General features: G+C 74.7%; 11 protein-coding genes. 5 read left to right on the plus strand and 6 right to left on the minus strand.

Features of this window, described 5'->3' with window-relative positions:
- Nucleotides 1–53: 53 nt before the first annotated feature.
- The 4 genes from ACF1BN_RS13145 to ACF1BN_RS13160 form a co-directional block, all read right to left on the minus strand.
- Complete coding sequence (locus tag ACF1BN_RS13145) at nucleotides 54–1,988, minus strand: TOMM precursor leader peptide-binding protein (RefSeq protein ID WP_392331680.1); 1,935 nt, start codon at nucleotides 1,986–1,988, stop codon at nucleotides 54–56.
- On the minus strand, nucleotides 1,978–4,215 hold the full coding sequence (locus ACF1BN_RS13150; protein WP_392331681.1) for a TOMM precursor leader peptide-binding protein: 2,238 nt from the start codon (nucleotides 4,213–4,215) through the stop codon (nucleotides 1,978–1,980). Before ACF1BN_RS13150 ends, ACF1BN_RS13145 begins: the two co-directional genes overlap by 11 nt.
- A gap of 178 nt (nucleotides 4,216–4,393) precedes the next feature.
- On the minus strand, nucleotides 4,394–6,316 hold the full coding sequence (locus tag ACF1BN_RS13155) for a BTAD domain-containing putative transcriptional regulator (RefSeq protein ID WP_392331682.1): 1,923 nt from the start codon (nucleotides 6,314–6,316) through the stop codon (nucleotides 4,394–4,396).
- Nucleotides 6,317–6,881: 565 nt separating this feature from the next.
- Nucleotides 6,882–7,787: an endonuclease/exonuclease/phosphatase family protein gene (locus ACF1BN_RS13160; RefSeq protein WP_392331683.1), complete on the minus strand. Its 906-nt coding sequence runs from the start codon at nucleotides 7,785–7,787 to the stop codon at nucleotides 6,882–6,884.
- Nucleotides 7,788–8,322: 535 nt separating this feature from the next.
- Between ACF1BN_RS13160 and ACF1BN_RS13165 the strand changes: the two genes are divergently transcribed.
- Nucleotides 8,323–9,090 (plus strand): NPP1 family protein, encoded by a 768-nt coding sequence (locus tag ACF1BN_RS13165; protein WP_392331684.1) that lies wholly within the window; start codon nucleotides 8,323–8,325, stop codon nucleotides 9,088–9,090.
- A gap of 16 nt (nucleotides 9,091–9,106) precedes the next feature.
- Here ACF1BN_RS13165 and ACF1BN_RS13170 read toward each other — a convergent pair whose 3' ends face one another.
- Nucleotides 9,107–10,438: an ROK family protein gene (locus ACF1BN_RS13170; RefSeq protein ID WP_392331685.1), complete on the minus strand. Its 1,332-nt coding sequence runs from the start codon at nucleotides 10,436–10,438 to the stop codon at nucleotides 9,107–9,109.
- 171 nt (nucleotides 10,439–10,609) lie between these two features.
- Between ACF1BN_RS13170 and ACF1BN_RS13175 the strand changes: the two genes are divergently transcribed.
- The 4 genes from ACF1BN_RS13175 to ACF1BN_RS13190 are packed head-to-tail and all read left to right on the plus strand — an operon-like array spanning nucleotide 10,610 to nucleotide 15,204.
- Nucleotides 10,610–11,920, plus strand: coding sequence for an ABC transporter substrate-binding protein (locus tag ACF1BN_RS13175; protein WP_392331686.1), 1,311 nt, complete (start codon nucleotides 10,610–10,612; stop codon nucleotides 11,918–11,920).
- Nucleotides 11,921–11,931: 11 nt separating this feature from the next.
- A complete protein-coding gene (locus ACF1BN_RS13180; RefSeq protein WP_392331687.1) occupies nucleotides 11,932–12,924 on the plus strand; it encodes a carbohydrate ABC transporter permease in 993 nt (330 codons plus the stop codon).
- Nucleotides 12,917–13,801 carry a carbohydrate ABC transporter permease gene (locus ACF1BN_RS13185; protein WP_392331688.1) on the plus strand — a complete coding sequence of 295 codons (885 nt, stop codon included), beginning with the start codon at nucleotides 12,917–12,919 and terminating at the stop codon, nucleotides 13,799–13,801. Before ACF1BN_RS13180 ends, ACF1BN_RS13185 begins: the two co-directional genes overlap by 8 nt.
- A gap of 35 nt (nucleotides 13,802–13,836) precedes the next feature.
- Entirely contained in the window at nucleotides 13,837–15,204 is a 1,368-nt protein-coding gene (locus ACF1BN_RS13190) for a GH1 family beta-glucosidase (RefSeq protein WP_392331689.1), read from the plus strand.
- Between the two features lie 151 nt (nucleotides 15,205–15,355).
- Here the strand turns inward: ACF1BN_RS13190 and ACF1BN_RS13195 are convergent, their stop codons facing one another.
- The gene (locus ACF1BN_RS13195; protein WP_392331690.1) at nucleotides 15,356–16,384 is read right to left on the minus strand and encodes a LacI family DNA-binding transcriptional regulator; all 1,029 of its coding nucleotides are present in this window, start codon (nucleotides 16,382–16,384) and stop codon (nucleotides 15,356–15,358) included.
- Nucleotides 16,385–16,497 lie beyond the last annotated feature (113 nt).

Raw genomic sequence — 16,497 nt, forward strand, 5'->3', positions numbered from 1 at the left:
GCCCCCTTTCGGACGTTCGGATGGCGGGCGGGTCGGTCGGGCGGCGGGCCGGCTCACGGGAACGGATGGGGGGCGGGATGGAGGCCGGCGGGACCGAGCGCCGCCCGCATCCGGGGCATGTGGCGGGCGCGCTGCCGCGCCCAGCCGAAGTCGATCGGCAGCAGACCGGGCACCAGCACCTTGACCGTGTGCAGGCCGAGGGCCCGCTGCTCGGGCAGCGTCTGGTCGACGACGACCACGTCGAAACCGTCCGCCGCCACCGCGTCCACCGCCCGCAGCAGGTCCTCCCGCAGATCCGGCGAGGCGGCCCGCCCCGAGGCGTCGGGCCAGGCCAGGTCGGCGACGGCGAGCGGCGGGCCCGGCGCCTCCTGCCGCAGCAGGAAGTCGGCGTGCCGGGCCATCTCCGGGATCCCGTACAGGATCGGATGGTCGTGCAGGCTCGTGACCAGGTCGAAGTCGGCGGCCATCGCCCGCAGTCGGACCTCGTCGCGTACGGTCCTGCCCACCAGGTTGACCGCGTCGGTGGCGATCTCGCACAGCGCCGAGTCGAGCGCCGACTCCGGGTCGAGCCCGGCGCCCGCCCCGAAGCACATCCGGCCGATGCCGCCGTCGACGCGCTCGGCGCACGCGGTGACCACCGGGATCGGGAACCCGGCGCGGGTGTCGAAGAACCGGGCCCGGTAGCCGTACATCGCCAGCCGGTCGACCAGGTGCCGGGTGGAACGCCGGGCGCTGGTCGCCGGGTCGATCTCGCGCAGCGGCCGCTGCCCGTACCAGGCCAGCAGGAAGGCGTCCCGCTCCACGACCTCCATCAGGCCGAAGTAGACGGCCTCCTCCAGACCGCCCCCGGACGCGCAGCCGTTGGAGCTCTCCTGCACGAAGCGGTGCTCCAGACCGGGGGCGTGGTAGTACGCCAGCACCTCCGGCACCGGCCTGGGCTTCCCGTCCCGCAGCGACCAGCCCCACACCCACGGGAGCGGCCGGTCCGGGGCGAACGGCGTCACCCGGGGGTTGCCCCGGTGGAAGGCGGCGTCGTAGAGGCCGGTCACACGCGGGTCCACCGCGTCCGGCCCCAGCTCGTCGAGAGAGGCGACGAGCGAGGCGGGCCGGGCGCGTGCCCGCATCCCCGCGTACCGTTCGAGCCCTTCCAGGATCCCGATGCTCCGGCTGCGGTCGTACGTGTCCGCGTGCCCGCCCCAGAAGGTCTCCCGCAGATAGGAGCCGGAGCGCGTCGAGAAGCAGCCGACGGTCGCGGACGTGGTGGTCGAGGCCACGTCGAGGACGACCGACGGACCGACCGCGCCCCAGTACGGATTGGCGAAGGCGTCCACCGGAAGCCCGTACGCCTCGACCGGCCGCACCCGGAACGCCCCGGGACGGTGCTTCGGCGCGGCCCGCAGGGCCGGCTCGGCGCCCTCCGCCGAGTCCGTGCCCACCCGGCCGCACTCCGGGCACTCCGGGTCGGGAACGAGCGGATGGGTGCGCACGGTCAGCGCGTCCAGGTCGAGCAGCCGTACGTACGGATACGGCCCCGGCCCGGCCGGCTCCCCTTCGAGGCCGGCCACCAGCGCGGCCACGGCCGTCGCCGCGAAGGGGATGCCGTACGGCCACGCCCCCGCCGCCCGGGTGTCCCCGCCCAGCTCCAGCCCCTCGCGCAGCGGCACCGATCGGACCCCCTGCCAGCGCCGCTCCAGACAGGTCGCGCAGCCGGGCGCCCCCTCGGCCGACGGCCACGGCCCGATCACGATCTGGCGCCCGTACAGCCGCACCGGCAGCGCCCCGGCGCGACCGGCCGCCCGGGCCGGGGCGGTGCAGGCGTCCACGAGTCCCAGCGCCGCCACGTCGAACTCCCGCTCCACCGCCGCCACGTCGAACTCCCGCTCCGCCGCCGGCTCGGTGAGGGCGGTGCCCAGCGCCCGGGCGAAGGCCTCCGCCTCCGGGTGCCCGGGCGCGGCGTGGTCCGGGGGAGCGCCGGCCTCAGCCGGCATCGGTGACCGCCCGGGTCAGCAGGACGCGGACGGTGAGGATGCCGGCCACCGGAAGGTCGGCGGCGTGGGTGGGCACCACGAAGGCGTCCCGCCCGGCCGCCGCGAGCCGCTCCAGGACCCGCGCCCACTCCACCGGCGCCCCGGCACCCTCGACCGGACCCGGCTCCGTCACGCGTACGAGTGCCGGGTCGAGGTCCCGCAGCAATGGATCGCCCGGATCGGCGCCGATCCTCGACTCCGGTCCCTCGAAGTCCAGTTGGACCTCACCGAGCAGGTCCCGCACGGCGTCGACGGCCGCGCCCGGCAGATCGGGCGCCGCCCCCACCGCCCAGCGGCCCGCGCCGCCGGTCCCGGTGGTCCGCGCGAGCACCACCGAAGCCCCCGAGCGGTCCCGCTCACCGAGGTCGAGCAGCTCGACGTCCAGCCCCAGGAGCGCGCCCGAGCGCAGCAGGAACGTCAGCTCCGGATCGTCCCCGCAGGCCTCCGGCGCGAGCACGGCGACCCGGCCGGCCCCGGCGAGCGCCAGGCGCAGGGCGTCGTGCGCCAGCGCCGACAGGAGCCCTGCCGCCGCCGCCTCCGGCAGGTCGGTGCCCGCCCCGGCGCCCGCCCGGGTCGGTTCGAAGCGCCGGTCGGCGTTGGCCGGGCCGAAGGGCCGCACGGCACCGGCCGGCACCCGCACGGCCTCCTTCGTCAGCAGCGAGGTCGCGGCCGTCCACGCGGTCGCGGCACCGGAACCGCCCGTCCCCGACGCGATGGTGAGCGCCTCCGGAGCCACTGACGGGAGCCCGGCCGCCGCCGGTCCGGCGGCGGGCACCACGTGCTCGGCGTAGAGCACGGCCGCCGCGTCCAGCGCCCGCAGCCGCGCCCCGGCGGTGTGGTGCACGTCGAAGGCGGTGACGGTCCTGGTGCTCCCGGGGCCGAGCCCCAGGGTCACCGCGCCGACCTTGAGCGGGGTCTGCGTCAGCCGCTCGTCCGCGTAGCCGGTGAACACCCCGGCGTGCGGCCCGATCAGCGCCGAGCGCCGCTCCAGCTCCGCCAGCGGGCCCTGCGCCGCGTCGTCGTCCGGCGCGGTGGCGACCGTCGGCAGGAAGGCCGGCCGGGCGGGCGCCGACGTCAGGTCCACCGGTTCGGGGGCGGCGGCCGGCCGCGCGCAGAACGGGCAGCGCGGGTGCGGCAGCAGCGACTCGGCGGCCACGTCGAAGGTCGCGGTGTGCTGGACGAGCAGCTTGTCGCGGGTCTCCGCGGGCAGGACGCCGGTCGTCAGCCGGAACACCTCGTACCCGAGGAGGTTCCCCAGCATCGCGGCGAGCGGCCCGGCCGGAGCCGCACCGGCCGGGCCGGTATCGAGCGCGAGCCCGCCCCACAGCGCGGCGGCGTCGGCCGCCTCGCCCGCCGCGCCGAGCCTGAGGGCGGCGCACGCCCAGCAGGTGGTGGCCTCCGCGTCCATCACCGGGCCGACCACCGCGCGGTCGCCGAAGGTCCAGGCGGGCAGCAGCGCCCGGCCCTCCGGGACGCCGGCGCGCAGCAGCTCCAGGACGGTGCCCGGTGTGCCGGGCGCGGCGGCCACCACCAGGTCGTACCCCTCGTACGCGGCCCAGCCCGCACCGCCGGCGGGAAGCACGGCCAGCTCCACCGGGCAGCCCTCGGCGGCGAGTTCGGCGGCCTCGGCGCGGACGGCGGCGAAGTCCCCGGAGCCGGCGCCGGTGCCGTCGGCGAGCGCGGGCTCGACACCGACGGCGGCGCAGCCGTTGCGGAGCAGGGAGAGGGCGCACCAGCGGGCGACCGGGCCGTCGCCGAGGACCGCGACGCGGGTGGCGCGATAGCGGGCGAATCGGGCGTCGGCGTCGTCGGCGTAATGGTCGACGTAGGCGATCTGCGGGGCGAAGCGGGCAGCCGCCGCCGGGTCGGTCGCGGGGGCGTCCGGGTCCTCGGCGGGCGCGGGGACGGGTCGGGCGAAGCCGCGTGCGTAGAGCGCCTTCACCAGCTCGCCCACCATGGCCTTCTGCCGGTCCCCGAAGCCGCCGCAGATCTCCTCGACCGTGCGCGCGCCGTCGAGGTGGGGGAGGAGCAGGGTGGCGAAGCGGTAGCCGGAGGCCCCGGTCAGGCGGAAGCCGCCGTCGGCGTTGTGGAAGATCACGCCGTCGGGGGTCCGGGTGTAGAGGACGTCGCGGCGGACGCGCGGCCGGGTTCCGGCGACGTCCGAGTACGACGGTGAGGAGCTGCTCATACGTGCGTCACACCTCTCGTGGCGGGGCGGGGCGGGGCGGGGCGGGGCGGCACGGCCCGGGGTGCGGGGCCGGTCGCCGAGGGGGTGGGGACGGTGCGGTGGGGACGGGTGGGGGCGGTGGGACGGACCGGCTCGCGTGGGACGCCGGGGGAAGCGGGGAGGGGCGGGAACGGGGCCGTCAGCGCAGTACGGCGGGCAGCGGCGGCCGCTGCGGTGGCGGAGGGGGACCGGCGGGGGCGCCCGCGGTCCGGCGGGCGTGCGCCCGCAGCAGGGCGAGCGGCCGGAAGGCACCCGGCAGGCCCTCCTCCAGGAAGCCGGCGTCGAGGAGTCGTTCGAGGGTCAGCTCGGCCGCCTCCGCGGGCACGTCGAGGACGGTCGCGGCGCGTTCCGCGGTGAGCGGCTCGAACGGGCTGGCGGCGAGGCGCAGATGGGCCTCGGCGAGGGCGGGGGAGAGCCGGCCCAGGGCTTCGTCGAGGCGCTGGGGGACTGAGGTGCGGGGGTCGTCGGAGAGGCTGAGGCGCCCCGCCGGATCGCGGGCGAGCCAGTCGGCGTAGTCCGCGAGCCGCAGCCGGGGCCGGGTCAGCAGCCGGGCGGCGGCGATCCGCAGGGCGAGCGGATGGTGGCCGCAGGCGTCGGCGAGGCGCCGCGCGGCGGCCGGTTCGGCGGCGATCCGCTCCGGGCCGAGCGCGGTGGTGAGCAGCGCGCGGGACTCGGCGGGGGCGAACGCGCCGAGCCGGTGCACGGTGCCGCCGTGGGTGGCGACCAGGGCGGCGAGTCCGGTGCGGCTGGTGACGAGCGCGGCGGCACCGGCTCGGGCGGTGAGCAGGGGGCGTACCTGGTCGGGGTGGACCACGTCGTCGAGGACGAGCAGGGCGGAGCCGGTACGGGGCCCTTCGGGCAGGGTCCGGCGCAGCTCGGCGGCGGCCTCCTCGGCCGTGCGCGGGGTGCCGTCCGGGTGGGTGAGCGTGACCAGGGCGCTGCCGCCGGGGTGCCGGTCGGCCACGAGGCGGGCCACGTGGAGGACGAGGGCGCTCTTGCCGATGCCGGGGGCACCGGAGAGGACGGCCACAGGGGCGCGGCCGCCGTCGGCCTCGCCGCGGGTCAGCAGTCGCACCAGGGCGTCGACCTCTGCCTCACGGCCGGTGAAGCCGGGCACGGTCGGCAGCGGCGCGGTGGCGGTTCCCGAGGGTGAGGGGGGAGCGGTGGCGCGGCCGGCTCCGGCGGTCCGCTCCGGGCCGGGTCGCCCGGTTCCGGGCGGAGCTGCTCCCGCCGTGGTCGCGGCCGCGGTCCCGGTGGGGGTTCCGGGCCCGGCCCCGGCGGGGGCGGCGGCCGGGCGCAGTGGTCCCCGCCCGCTGTCGTCGGGGCCGAGGTCCTCGCCGCGCAGCATGGCCAGTTCGAGCCTCCGCAGTCCGGCCCGGGGGTCGACGCCGAGCCGGTCGCGGAGCTGTTCCTTGACGCGCCGGTACTCGGCGAGCGCCTCCGCCTGCCGTCCGAGCCGGTAGAGCGCCGTCATGAGCTGTTCGGCGAACCGCTCATGGGCCGGGTATACGCGCGTAACCTCCCACAGATCGACGAGTGCCTCACGACATCGGCCGTGCTCCAGCTCGATGTCCACGACCCGCTCCAGGACCCGCAGCCGCTCCTCCGCGAGGCGCGGCACCTCGTCGCGGTGGAGCAGTTCGGAGGGCACGTTGGCGAGCAGGGGGCCCTGCCAGAGGGCGAGCGCGGCGCGGAGCTCGTACAGCTCGGAGCCGGGGTCGCCGGTGGCGGCCCGTTCGACGAGCCGGCGGAAGTGGAGCAGGTCGAGGGTCCCGGCGTCGGCGTCGACGCGGTAGCCGCCGGCCACCGCCACCACCGCCTGGTCCTCGATGCCGTACTTGGCGAAGAGGCGTCGCAGCCGCAGCACGCAACTCTGCAGGGCGGCCTTGGCGGTGGACGGCTGCTCCTCGCCCCAGACCGCCCCGAGGAGCCGGTCGGTGGAGACGATGGACCCCGGGCGGACCAGCAGGGCGGCGAGCAGGGCCGTCGGCTTGGACGGCGGCAGCACGACGGTGTCCCGTCCGTCGGTGATGCTCAGGGGCCCCAGCAGTTGGAATCGCACGATGTCTCCGTCTTCCCCGAGTCCGGACCCGGCCGCGGACGTGTGGTGGGCCGGTGGTGCCTGGTCGTACGACGGGCGGGTGGCGGGCTCGCCCGCCGTCCGCCTCTGCGGATCCGGCCCGGCGGCGGTCGTCCGGCCGGGCGGAGGACTACGCCCCGGCGGAACCGGGACGCCGGAGGCGGGAGGTCGGGGGCCGAGCGGGGACAGCGGGCATGCGGAACCACCGGGGGGAGTGGAGGGGCGGGCGATGCGCTGGGCGGTCGTGGCCGGGAATGGCCGGAAACGTGGGGGTCGCGACCCCGGTCGGCGGCGGGGTCAGGACGGAAGGTACAGGGAGCGCGGAGGGCGGAACAGGGGGCGTGCGCTTCAGGTCAAGCTCCCCCGCGTGCTTGACGGTTCGGCGTCCGATGTGCGCGGTCGCGGAACCGGAAGCCGGACCGCGCGGGAACCGCCGAGGTCGCCGACCCGGTGTGTCCACGATCCGGACGGTCACCGGAACGGCGTCTCACCGGTGGCACGCCGGCCGGCGGGTTCGGCCGGTGAACGAACAATGACCGCTTTTCGATCAACCACCGGCCGGGGGAGTCGCGTCGAGGGCGATCCGGGCCAGGACCGGGAGGTGGTCGCTGCCCGTCCCGGGGAGGGGGCGGATCCGGGCCACGGTGCCGCCCCGGGCCAGCACCTGGTCGATCCGCGCGACCGGGAGGACGGCCGGGTAGCTCAGCGCGAGGCCGCGCTCGGGGGCGTCGAGGCGCGAGGTCAGCGGGGCCAGGCCGCGGTCGTCCACGGTGCCGTTCAGGTCGCCGGCCAGGACCACCCGAGCGTTGCTCTCCGCCGCCAGGATCCGTCCCAGGAGGGCGGCGCTCTCGTCACGCCGGGCCGACGCGAGGCCGGCGGGCCCGAGGCGGACGGACGGCAGGTGGACGACGTAGGCCGCCACCTCCCCGTACGGGGTGCGCACCTCGGCCCGCAGCGCCCGCTGCCACGGCTCGGTGACGTCCTTCGGCTTGATGTCGAGGGCCAGGGTGTCGCCGAGCGGGTGGCGGGACCAGAGGCCGACCGTGCCGCGCACGGCGTGGTGCGGGTAGCGCGCCGAGAGCTCCCGGCGGTAGACCGCGAGCGCCGGATCGACCAGCTCCTGGAGCGCGATCAGGTCGGCGCCGCCGTCGGCCAGCGCCCGGGCCGTGCCGGTCGGGTCGGCGTTGTCGTCGGCGACGTTGTGCTGGACCACGGTGAGCTCGCGGGCGCCGGGCGGGCCGGCGGGCAGCAGCAGCGGACCGAAGGCGGTCGTCCACGCCACGACCGGGACGAGCAGCGCGACCAGGGCCGTACGGCTGCGGCGCACCGCCGCGCAGAGCAGCAGGAGCGCGGTGAACGGGCCGAGCCAGAAGAGGAAGGTCTCCAGCAGACTGCCGAGGCGACCCGGGGTGTTCGGCACGAAGCGGTGCAGCGCCAGCACCCCGGCGGTCACCAGGCCGAGAGCGGCGAGCAGCCACCCCCGCGGACGCCCGCCGCCGGGCCCGTGTCCTGTGCCGGGCTCGGGTCCGCGCGCGCCATCCGGATCGCGTCCGTCGTCCGGCCCGTGTCCTCTGTCGGGTTCACGTCCGCTGTCGGGTCCGCGCGCGCCATCCGGCTCGCGGCCCCCGGCGGGCCCGCGCTCTTCGCGCGGTCCGCGTTCGTCGCTAGGGCCGCTCCCGCCGTCCGGTCCGCGTTCGTCGCTCCGGCCGCTCCCGCCGTCCGGTCCGCGTCCGATCCACCGCGTGCGGCGCCCGCCCGGTTCTCCTTCCCGCCCCGCCACGTCCATCCGTCCTTCCCTCGGTCGTCCCCCGATCGTCCCCCGATCGTCCCCTGGCGTCCCTGATCAGGACGTTCCGGGCCGGTCGGCGGTTGCCGGCCGTTTGGGAGCGACTTGGGATGGGCATGTCAGGGCGCGGTCGTCCGTCCCGTCAGGCCCACGGCGCGACCTCCGTACCCCCCACCCCCTCGACCCCCTCAGGGAGCCGGAGTTGAAGACCTCGCGCCGCGTCACGAAGGGAGCCGCCGTCCTCGGCAGCGCCCTCGCGCTCCTCCTCGCCTTCCCGGGCGGTGCCCTCGCCGCCCCGCCGCCCGCGCTCCCCGCGAACGCGGACGCCCTGGAGCGGACGTTCCAGCCCGCGTACGACTACGACACCGACGGCTGCTACCCGACGGCCGCGATCGGCCCCGACGGCACCCTCAATCCCGGTCTCAAGCCGTCCGGCACGGTCAGCGGCCAGTGCCGGGACGCGTCGGACCTCGCGAGCACCAACGGCTACGCCCGCTCGCTCTGCAACAACGGCTGGTGCGCGGTCCTCTACGGCCTCTACTTCGAGAAGGACCAAGCCGTCTGGGGCAGCGGACTCGGCGGCCACCGGCACGACTGGGAGCACGTCGTGGTCTGGATCCAGAACGACCAGGCGCAGTACGTCGCCACCTCGAACCACGGGTCCTTCACCGTCCACGCCCGCGACCGGATCCGCTGGGACGGCACCCACCCCAAGGTCGTCTACCACAAGGACGGCATCGGCACCCACTGCTTCCGGGCCGCCAACACCAACGACGAGCCGCCCGAGAACCACCGGGGCACCTGGCAGTTCCCCGCCCTCGTCGGCTGGAACGGCTACCCGCCCGGAATCCGCGAGAAGCTGACCGGGGCCGACTTCGGCAGCGCCCACTTCGGCCTGAAGGACGGCAGTTTCGCCGCCCACCTCGCGAAGGCGAAGCCGGCCGGCATCCCCTTCGACCCGTACGCGTAGCCCGCGCGGGACCGGGTCAGGTGGAGACGCGGTCCCGCAGCGCCGTCTGCCAGGCGGGCGCCGGAACGCTCGGCGCCCGCTCGGGCCTGCGCCCGCCCTGGGCGAAGAAGTCGACCAGGGGCAGCAGCCCGGCTCCCACCGTCACCGCCTCGGGCCCGAGCGTGCCGAGCGCGATCCTGGTACGTCCGCCGGGGTGGCGGAGCGCGTACGCGCGGGCGTACGCGGAGACGGAGCCGAGGAAGCGGCTCCCCAGCTGAAGGCCCGCCCACCCGCCGACCAGGATCCGCTCGGGCTGGAAGAGGTTGATCAGATCGGCCAGTCCGGCCCCGAGGTACTCGGCCGTCTCGTCCAGCACGGCGACGGCCGCCATGTCGGGGCCCGGCGCACCGCCGGGGGGCTCGGCTCCCGGGTCGTCCGGCGGGTACGCCGCGGCGAGCATCGCCGTGAGGGCCGTCTCCTCGTCCGCGCCGGCCGGCGGCTCGCCGCCCGCGTCGCGCCAGCGGGCGAGCAGGGCCTCCGCGCCCGCGTACGCCTCCAGGCAGCCCTGGGCGCCGCAGCGGCACCGCCGCCCCCGGACCCGTACGGTCAGATGGCCCCACTCCAGCGCCCGCCCGGGACCCAGGGGGTCCGTCACCACGCACGCGCCGACGCCGGAACCGAAGAGGACCACCACGGCGCTGCGGGCGCCGCGCCCCGCGCCGAACCACATCTCGGCCTGGCCGAGGGTCTTGGCGCCGTTCTCGATCCGGTACGGGACCTCCGCCGGCAGCTCGACCGTCTCGCGCAGCAGCCGCTCCAGCGGCACCGCGTCCCAGCCGATCGTCTGCCCGTGCACCACCGCCCCGTCCTCCGGTGTGCGCTCGACGATGCCGGGGACGCCGATCCCGACGCCGAGCAGCCGCTCCGCCGGTACCCCGGCCGTGCGCAGCACCTCGGCGATGCCGTCCCGGAGGTGGTCGACGACGACCGCCACCTCGTACCGCGCGGTCCTCGGCCCCGACGGGGCCAGCGGGCGCTCGGTGCGGGCCAGCTCGGTGAGCGCGAGGTCGAAGAGCTCGATCCGCACCCGGGTCTCGCCGATGTCCACGCCGATCATGCAGCCGCTGCCCGGCGCGATCCGCAGCAGGGTGCGCGGCCGGCCGCCGGCCGAGTCGACGCTGCCGGCCTCCTCGACGAGTCCCTCCGCGACCAGCTCCGCGACCACGTTGCTGATCGATCCGGAGGAGAGCCCGGTCGCGGGACCGAGCGCGAGCCGGCTCATCGGGCCGTCGAAATAGAGCCTCCGGAGAACCGCCGTCCGGTTCTCGCGCCGCAGGTCGCGCACCGTGCGGCCACTCTTCGCGTGCACTCTCGTCCCCGCCCCTCGTAGTCGTCCGCTGCAACATACCCGCACGACAAGCCTTGACGCGACCTTCTCATGGGGTTTAACTCACATCCTAAATTAAGCCGACGCGGCGGAGAGCGGTCCGGGCGCTCCCCCTGTCGGTCCTCCCGCCTTCCCTGAAAGGGACCAGGAGCCATGCGCAGAATCAGAGCCGCCGTCACGGGTGCCGTCACCCTCTCCCTCGTTCTCACCGCGACCGCCTGTGGCGGCGGCGGCGAGGACAACGGCGGCCAGGCGACGAAGACCCTCACCTACTGGGCCACCAACCAGGGCTCCAGCCTGGAGGTCGACAAGAAGGTCCTCCAGCCCGAACTGGACGAGTTCGAGCGCCGCACCGGCGTCAAGGTCAAGCTGGAGGTGATCCCGTGGTCCGACCTGCTCAACCGGATCCTCACCGCCACCACCTCCGGCCAGGGCCCGGACGTCCTCAACATCGGCAACACCTGGAGCGCCTCCCTCCAGGCCACCGGCGCCCTGCTGCCCTGGGACGCGAAGAACTTCGAGGCCATCGGCGGCAAGGACCGCTTCGTCGACTCCGCCCTCGGCTCCACCGGCGCCCCCGGCCAGGACCCGGCCGCCGTCCCGCTCTACTCGATGGCCTACGCCCTCTACTACAACAAGCAGATGTTCAAGGACGCCGGCATAGCCAAGCCGCCGACGACCTGGGACGAGGTGGTCGCCGCCGGCAAGAAGCTCAGCAAGGACGGCAAGTGGGGCATCGGGGTCGAGGGCTCCAACCTCTCCAACAACATCCACCAGGTCTTCGTCCTCGGCAAGCAGCACGGCGCCGACTTCTTCACCGCCGACGGCAAGCCCGACTTCACCTCCGACGGCGCCGTCGCCGCCGTCAAGCAGTACGTCGACCTCATGGCCACCCACAAGGTCGTCGCCCCGGGCAACGCCGAGTACGCCCAGAACCAGTCCCTGAGCGACTTCGCCAAGGACAAGACCGGCATGGTCCTCTGGCAGACCCCGTCGCAGACCTTCGCCTCCCAGGGCATGTCCGAGGAGGAGTGGGGCGTCGTCCCCGCCCCCGTCCCCTCGGGCAAGCCGGGCACCGGCACCGCCACCAACTCGATGGTCGCCGGCATCAACATGGCCGTCTTCAAGAACACCAAGAACCTCGACGGCGCCCTGAAGTTCGTGAAGTTCATGACCAGCGACGAGGAGCAGATCGCCCTCAACAAGACGTACGGCTCCGTGCCGCCGGTCAAGACCGCGCAGAAGGACGCGGCCTTCTCCGGCCCGTCCCTCGCCGTCATCCGCGACACCCTCGCCTCCAGCGCCGCCGCCCTCCCGCAGGTCCCGGAGGAGTCGCAGTTCGAGACCGTCGTCGGCACCGCGGTCAAGGAACTGTTCGCCGACGCCGCCGCCGGCCGGCCCGTCACCACCGAGTCCGTCAAGGCCAAGCTCGACAAGGCCCAGCAGCAGATGCCCAAGAAGTAGGCACCCGCCCCATGACCCAGACCGCCGTCACCCCCGCGCGGGAGCCGGCGGTGCGCAAGGCCACACCCGGAGGGGCGCGCACCGCACGCCGCTCCGGGCGTCGCCGTCTCGCACTGCCCTACCTGCTGCTCCTGCCCGCCCTGCTCCTCGAACTCCTCGTCCACCTCGTGCCGATGCTCATGGGCATCACCATGAGCTTCAAGGAGCTCACCCAGTTCTACATCCGCGACTGGGCCGCAGCCCCCTGGTCGGGACTGGACAACTTCTCGGTCTCGCTCGACTTCGACGCGGCCGTCGGGAAGTCGCTCCTGAAGTCCTTCCTGACCACCTGCCAGTTCACCGTGCTCTCCGTCGGCCTGTGCTGGCTCCTCGGCACGGCCGCCGCGGTCCTCCTCCAGGAGAAGTTCCGCGGCCGGGGCGTCCTGCGCACCCTCTTCCTCGTCCCGTACGCCCTGCCGGTCTACGCCGCCGTCATCACCTGGGCGTTCATGTTCCAGCGCGACAACGGCGTCATCAACCACGTCCTCCACGACCAGCTCGGCATCGGCGACAGCCCCGCCTTCTGGCTGATCGGGGACAACAGCTTCTGGGCCCTGCTCGTCGTCTCCGTCTGGAAGGGGTGGCCCTTCGCCTTCCTCACCGTGATGGCCGGCCTCCAGAACATCCCCCGCGAGATGTACGAGGCCGCCTCCCTCGACGGGGCCGGCGTCTGGAAGCAGATCCGGCACATCACCCTGCCGTCCCTGCGCTCCGTCAACCAGGTCCTCGTCCTGGTCCTCTTCCTGTGGACCTTCAACGACTTCAACACGCCGTTCGTCCTCTTCGGCGAGGCGGCGCCGGAAGCCGCGGACCTCATCTCGCTCCACATCTACCAGTCGTCCTTCCAGACCTGGAACTTCGGCACCGGCTCGGCCATGTCCGTGCTCCTGCTGCTCTTCCTCCTCGTCGTCACGGGCGTCTACCTCCTGCTCACCACCCGCGGAAGGAAGACCTCCGATGTCTGACGCCGCCCACGCCCGCACGGCCCGGCCGCGCTCCCCGATGGCCCCGCCCCGCTCCTTCCTCTGGACCCGGCGGATCGTCCTCACCCTGCTCACCGGCTTCGTGCTGCTGCCGGTGTACGTGATGATCTCCAGCTCGCTGAAGCCGCTGGAGGACGTGTCGGGCAAGTTCGAGTGGATCCCGTCCACGCTCACCGTGGCTCCCTACTTCGACATCTGGGAGACGGTCCCGCTCGCCGACTACTTCGTGAACTCGATCGTCGTCGCCGGCGGAGCCACGGTCCTGTCGGTGATCGTGGCGATCTTCGCCGCGTACGCCGTCAGCCGCTACACCTTCCGCGGCAAGCGGGTCTTCACCGTCACCGTCCTGTCGACGCAGATGTTCCCCGGCATCCTCTTCCTGCTGCCGCTCTTCCTCATCTACGTCAACCTCGGCAACGCCACCGGCATCGCCCTGTTCGGCTCCCGCGAGGGCCTGATCCTCACCTATCTGACCTTCTCGCTGCCGTTCTCCATCTGGATGCTCACCGGCTACTTCGACTCGATCCCGCGCGAGCTGGACGAGGCGGCCAAGGTCGACGGCTGCGGCCCGATCAAGGCGCTGTTCCGGGTGATCGTGCCCGCCGCCCGGCCCGGCATCGTCGCCGTCGCGATCTACGCCTTCATGACGGCCTGGGGCGAGGTCCTCTTCGCCTCCGTCATGACCAACGACACCACCCGCACGCTCGCCGTCGGCCTCCAGGGCTACGCCACGCTCAACGACGTCTACTGGAACCAGGTGATGGCCGCCTCCCTCGTGGTGAGCGTCCCCGTCGTCGTCGGGTTCCTCCTCCTCCAGCGCTACCTCGTCGCCGGCCTCACCGCGGGTGCGGTCAAGTGACGTCCTCCCAGCCCCGTTCCGCAGAAAGGGACCCCGTGTCCGACCACACCGCCCCGCAGCCCGACCTGGCGGCCTTCCCGTCCTCCTTCGCCTGGGGCACGGCGACCTCCGCCTACCAGATCGAGGGCGCCGTGGCCGAGGACGGCCGCGCCCCGTCCATCTGGGACACCTTCTCCCGCGTCCCCGGCGCGATCGACAACGGCGACAACGGCGACACGGCCTGCGACCACTACCACCGCTGGCCCGAGGACATCGCCCTGATGAAGGAGCTCGGCGTCGACACCTACCGGATGTCGATAGCCTGGCCCCGGGTCCTCCCCGGCGGCGACGGGCCCGTCAACGCCGCCGGACTCGACTTCTACGACCGGCTGGTCGACGGCCTCCTCGACGCCGGGATCACCCCCTCCGTCACCCTCTACCACTGGGATCTGCCGCAGGCCCTCCAGGACCGGGGCGGCTGGACCTCCCGCGAGACCGCCGAGCACCTCGCCGCCTACGCCTCCGTCGTCGCCGGCCGCCTCGGCGACCGCGTCACCAACTGGGCCACCCTCAACGAACCGCTGTGCTCCGCCTGGATCGGGCACCTGGAGGGCCGGATGGCCCCGGGCCTCACCGACCTGACGGCCGCCGTCCGCGCCTCGTACCACCTGCTCCTCGGCCACGGCCTCGCCACCGCGGCGGTCCGCGCCGCCGCCCCCGGCGCCCGGATCGGCCTCGTCACCAACCACTCCACCGTCGAGCCGGCCTCCAGCAGCCCCGAGGACCTCGCCGCCGCCCGCCGCATGGACGGCCACAGCAACCGCTGGTGGCTCGACCCGGTCTACGGCCGAGGCTTCCCCACCGACATGCGCGAGCTGTACGGGGTCGACCTCCCCGAGAAGCCGGGCGACCTGGAGACCATCGCCGCCCCGCTCGACTGGCACGGCCTCAACTACTACTTCCCGGTCACCGTCGCCGACGACCCCGAGGGCCCCGTCCCGTACGCCCGCGAGGTCCGCCTCCCGGACGTGCCCCGCACCGGCATGGACTGGCAGATCGAGGCGGCGGGCCTGGAGAGCCTGCTGCTGCGGCTCACCGAGGAGTACGGCGTCCGCGAGCTGTACGTCACCGAGAACGGCTCCGCCTTCCCCGACAGCGTCGCCGCCGACGGCTCCGTCCACGACCCCGACCGGACCCGCTACCTGGAGCAGCACCTCGCCGCCTGCGCGAGCGCCGTGCGCAAGGGCGCCCCGCTCGCCGGCTACTACGCCTGGTCGCTCCTGGACAACTTCGAGTGGGCCTACGGCTACGACAAGCGCTTCGGCCTCGTCCACGTCGACTACGCCACCCAGAAGCGCACGATGAAGACCACCGGCCGCCGCTACGCCGAACTCATCCGCGCCCACCGCGAGCTGCGCGGCTGACCCGCGGGCGACACGACCGCGCGGCGGGCCGCCCCGACCGTGAAGGGGGCGGCCCGCCGCGCGGTCGTGGGGTGGAGCCCGTAGGGGCCCGATCCGCCGGGGCGCCGCGCGGGGCACCGCCTGCGCGCCGCCGGCCCGGGAGCCGCCTCGCTCAGGCCGACTCCCGGACGACCAGGACCGGTTCGAAGACCTTCGAACCGGTCTCCGCCGCGTCCCCGTCCCGGGGGTCCAAGCGGTCCAGGAGCAGACCGGTCGCGGCCGCCGCCATGGCCTCGACCGGCTGCCGCACGGTGGTCAGCGCGGGCTCGGCGTCCCGGGCGGTGGCCGCGTCGTCGAAACCGATCACCGCCACCCGCCCCGGCACGTCGAGGCCCCGCTCCGCGAGGTGGCGGACGGCGCCGCGGGCCATCACGTCGTTGGCGGCGAAGACCGCGTCGATGTCGGGGTGCCGGTCGAGCAGCCGGGCCATCGCGTCCCGGCCGCTCTCCTCGGTGAAACGGCCCCGCTCGACCGGCACGTCGACGACCCCGCGCGCGGCGAGGGCCGCCGTGAAGCCGGCGAGCCGCTCCCGCGCGGTCGGCGCCGACGCCGGTGCGGCGATCGTCGCGGGGCGCCGCCGCCCGGTCTCCCACAGGTGCTCGGCCGCGAGCCGGGCGCCCGCGGTGTTGTCCAGGTCCACCCAGTCGCAGCGGACCCCGTGCGGAGGGCGCCCGAAGAGCGCCGTCGGCAGCCCGGCCGAGGCGAGCATGCCCGGCAGCGGGTCGTCCTCGTCGAGCGGCACCACGACCGCCCCGTCGCCGCCGCCGCGCCGCAGGTACTCGACGAGCTGGAGACGGGCCGGCTCGGACTCGGCGACGAGCAGCACCGGCTGCACCGCGCGCTCGCGCAGCACGGGCAGGACACCGTCGACCACCCGCCCGAAGAACGGGTCGGAGAAGAGCCGGGCGGTGAAGGAACCGCCGGTCGCCGACAGGACCAGGGCGACCGCGCCGGTGCGCCGGGTGACCAGCGAGCGGGCCGCCTGGTTGGGCGCGTAGCCGGTCCTGGCGACGGCCGCGCGGACGGCTTCCTGGATGTCCGGAGCCACGTTCCGCACGCCGTTGACCACGCGGGACACCGTCGCGCGTGACACCCCCGCCTCGCGTGCGACGTCCTCCAGGGTCGGACCTCGATTCCCCATCCACGCACTTTATCGGTGCGGTGTGTCCGGAGGGTGGGCAGTACGCGACGGATCCGGACACTCTGTGATCGATGCTTAATGCAAGTCAAAAGAAAAGTCGTGTCACATGGCTT

Origin of the sequence: Streptomyces sp. NPDC014861, assembly GCF_043081625.1 — a bacterium.
Lineage (GTDB): Bacteria > Actinomycetota > Actinomycetes > Streptomycetales > Streptomycetaceae > Streptomyces.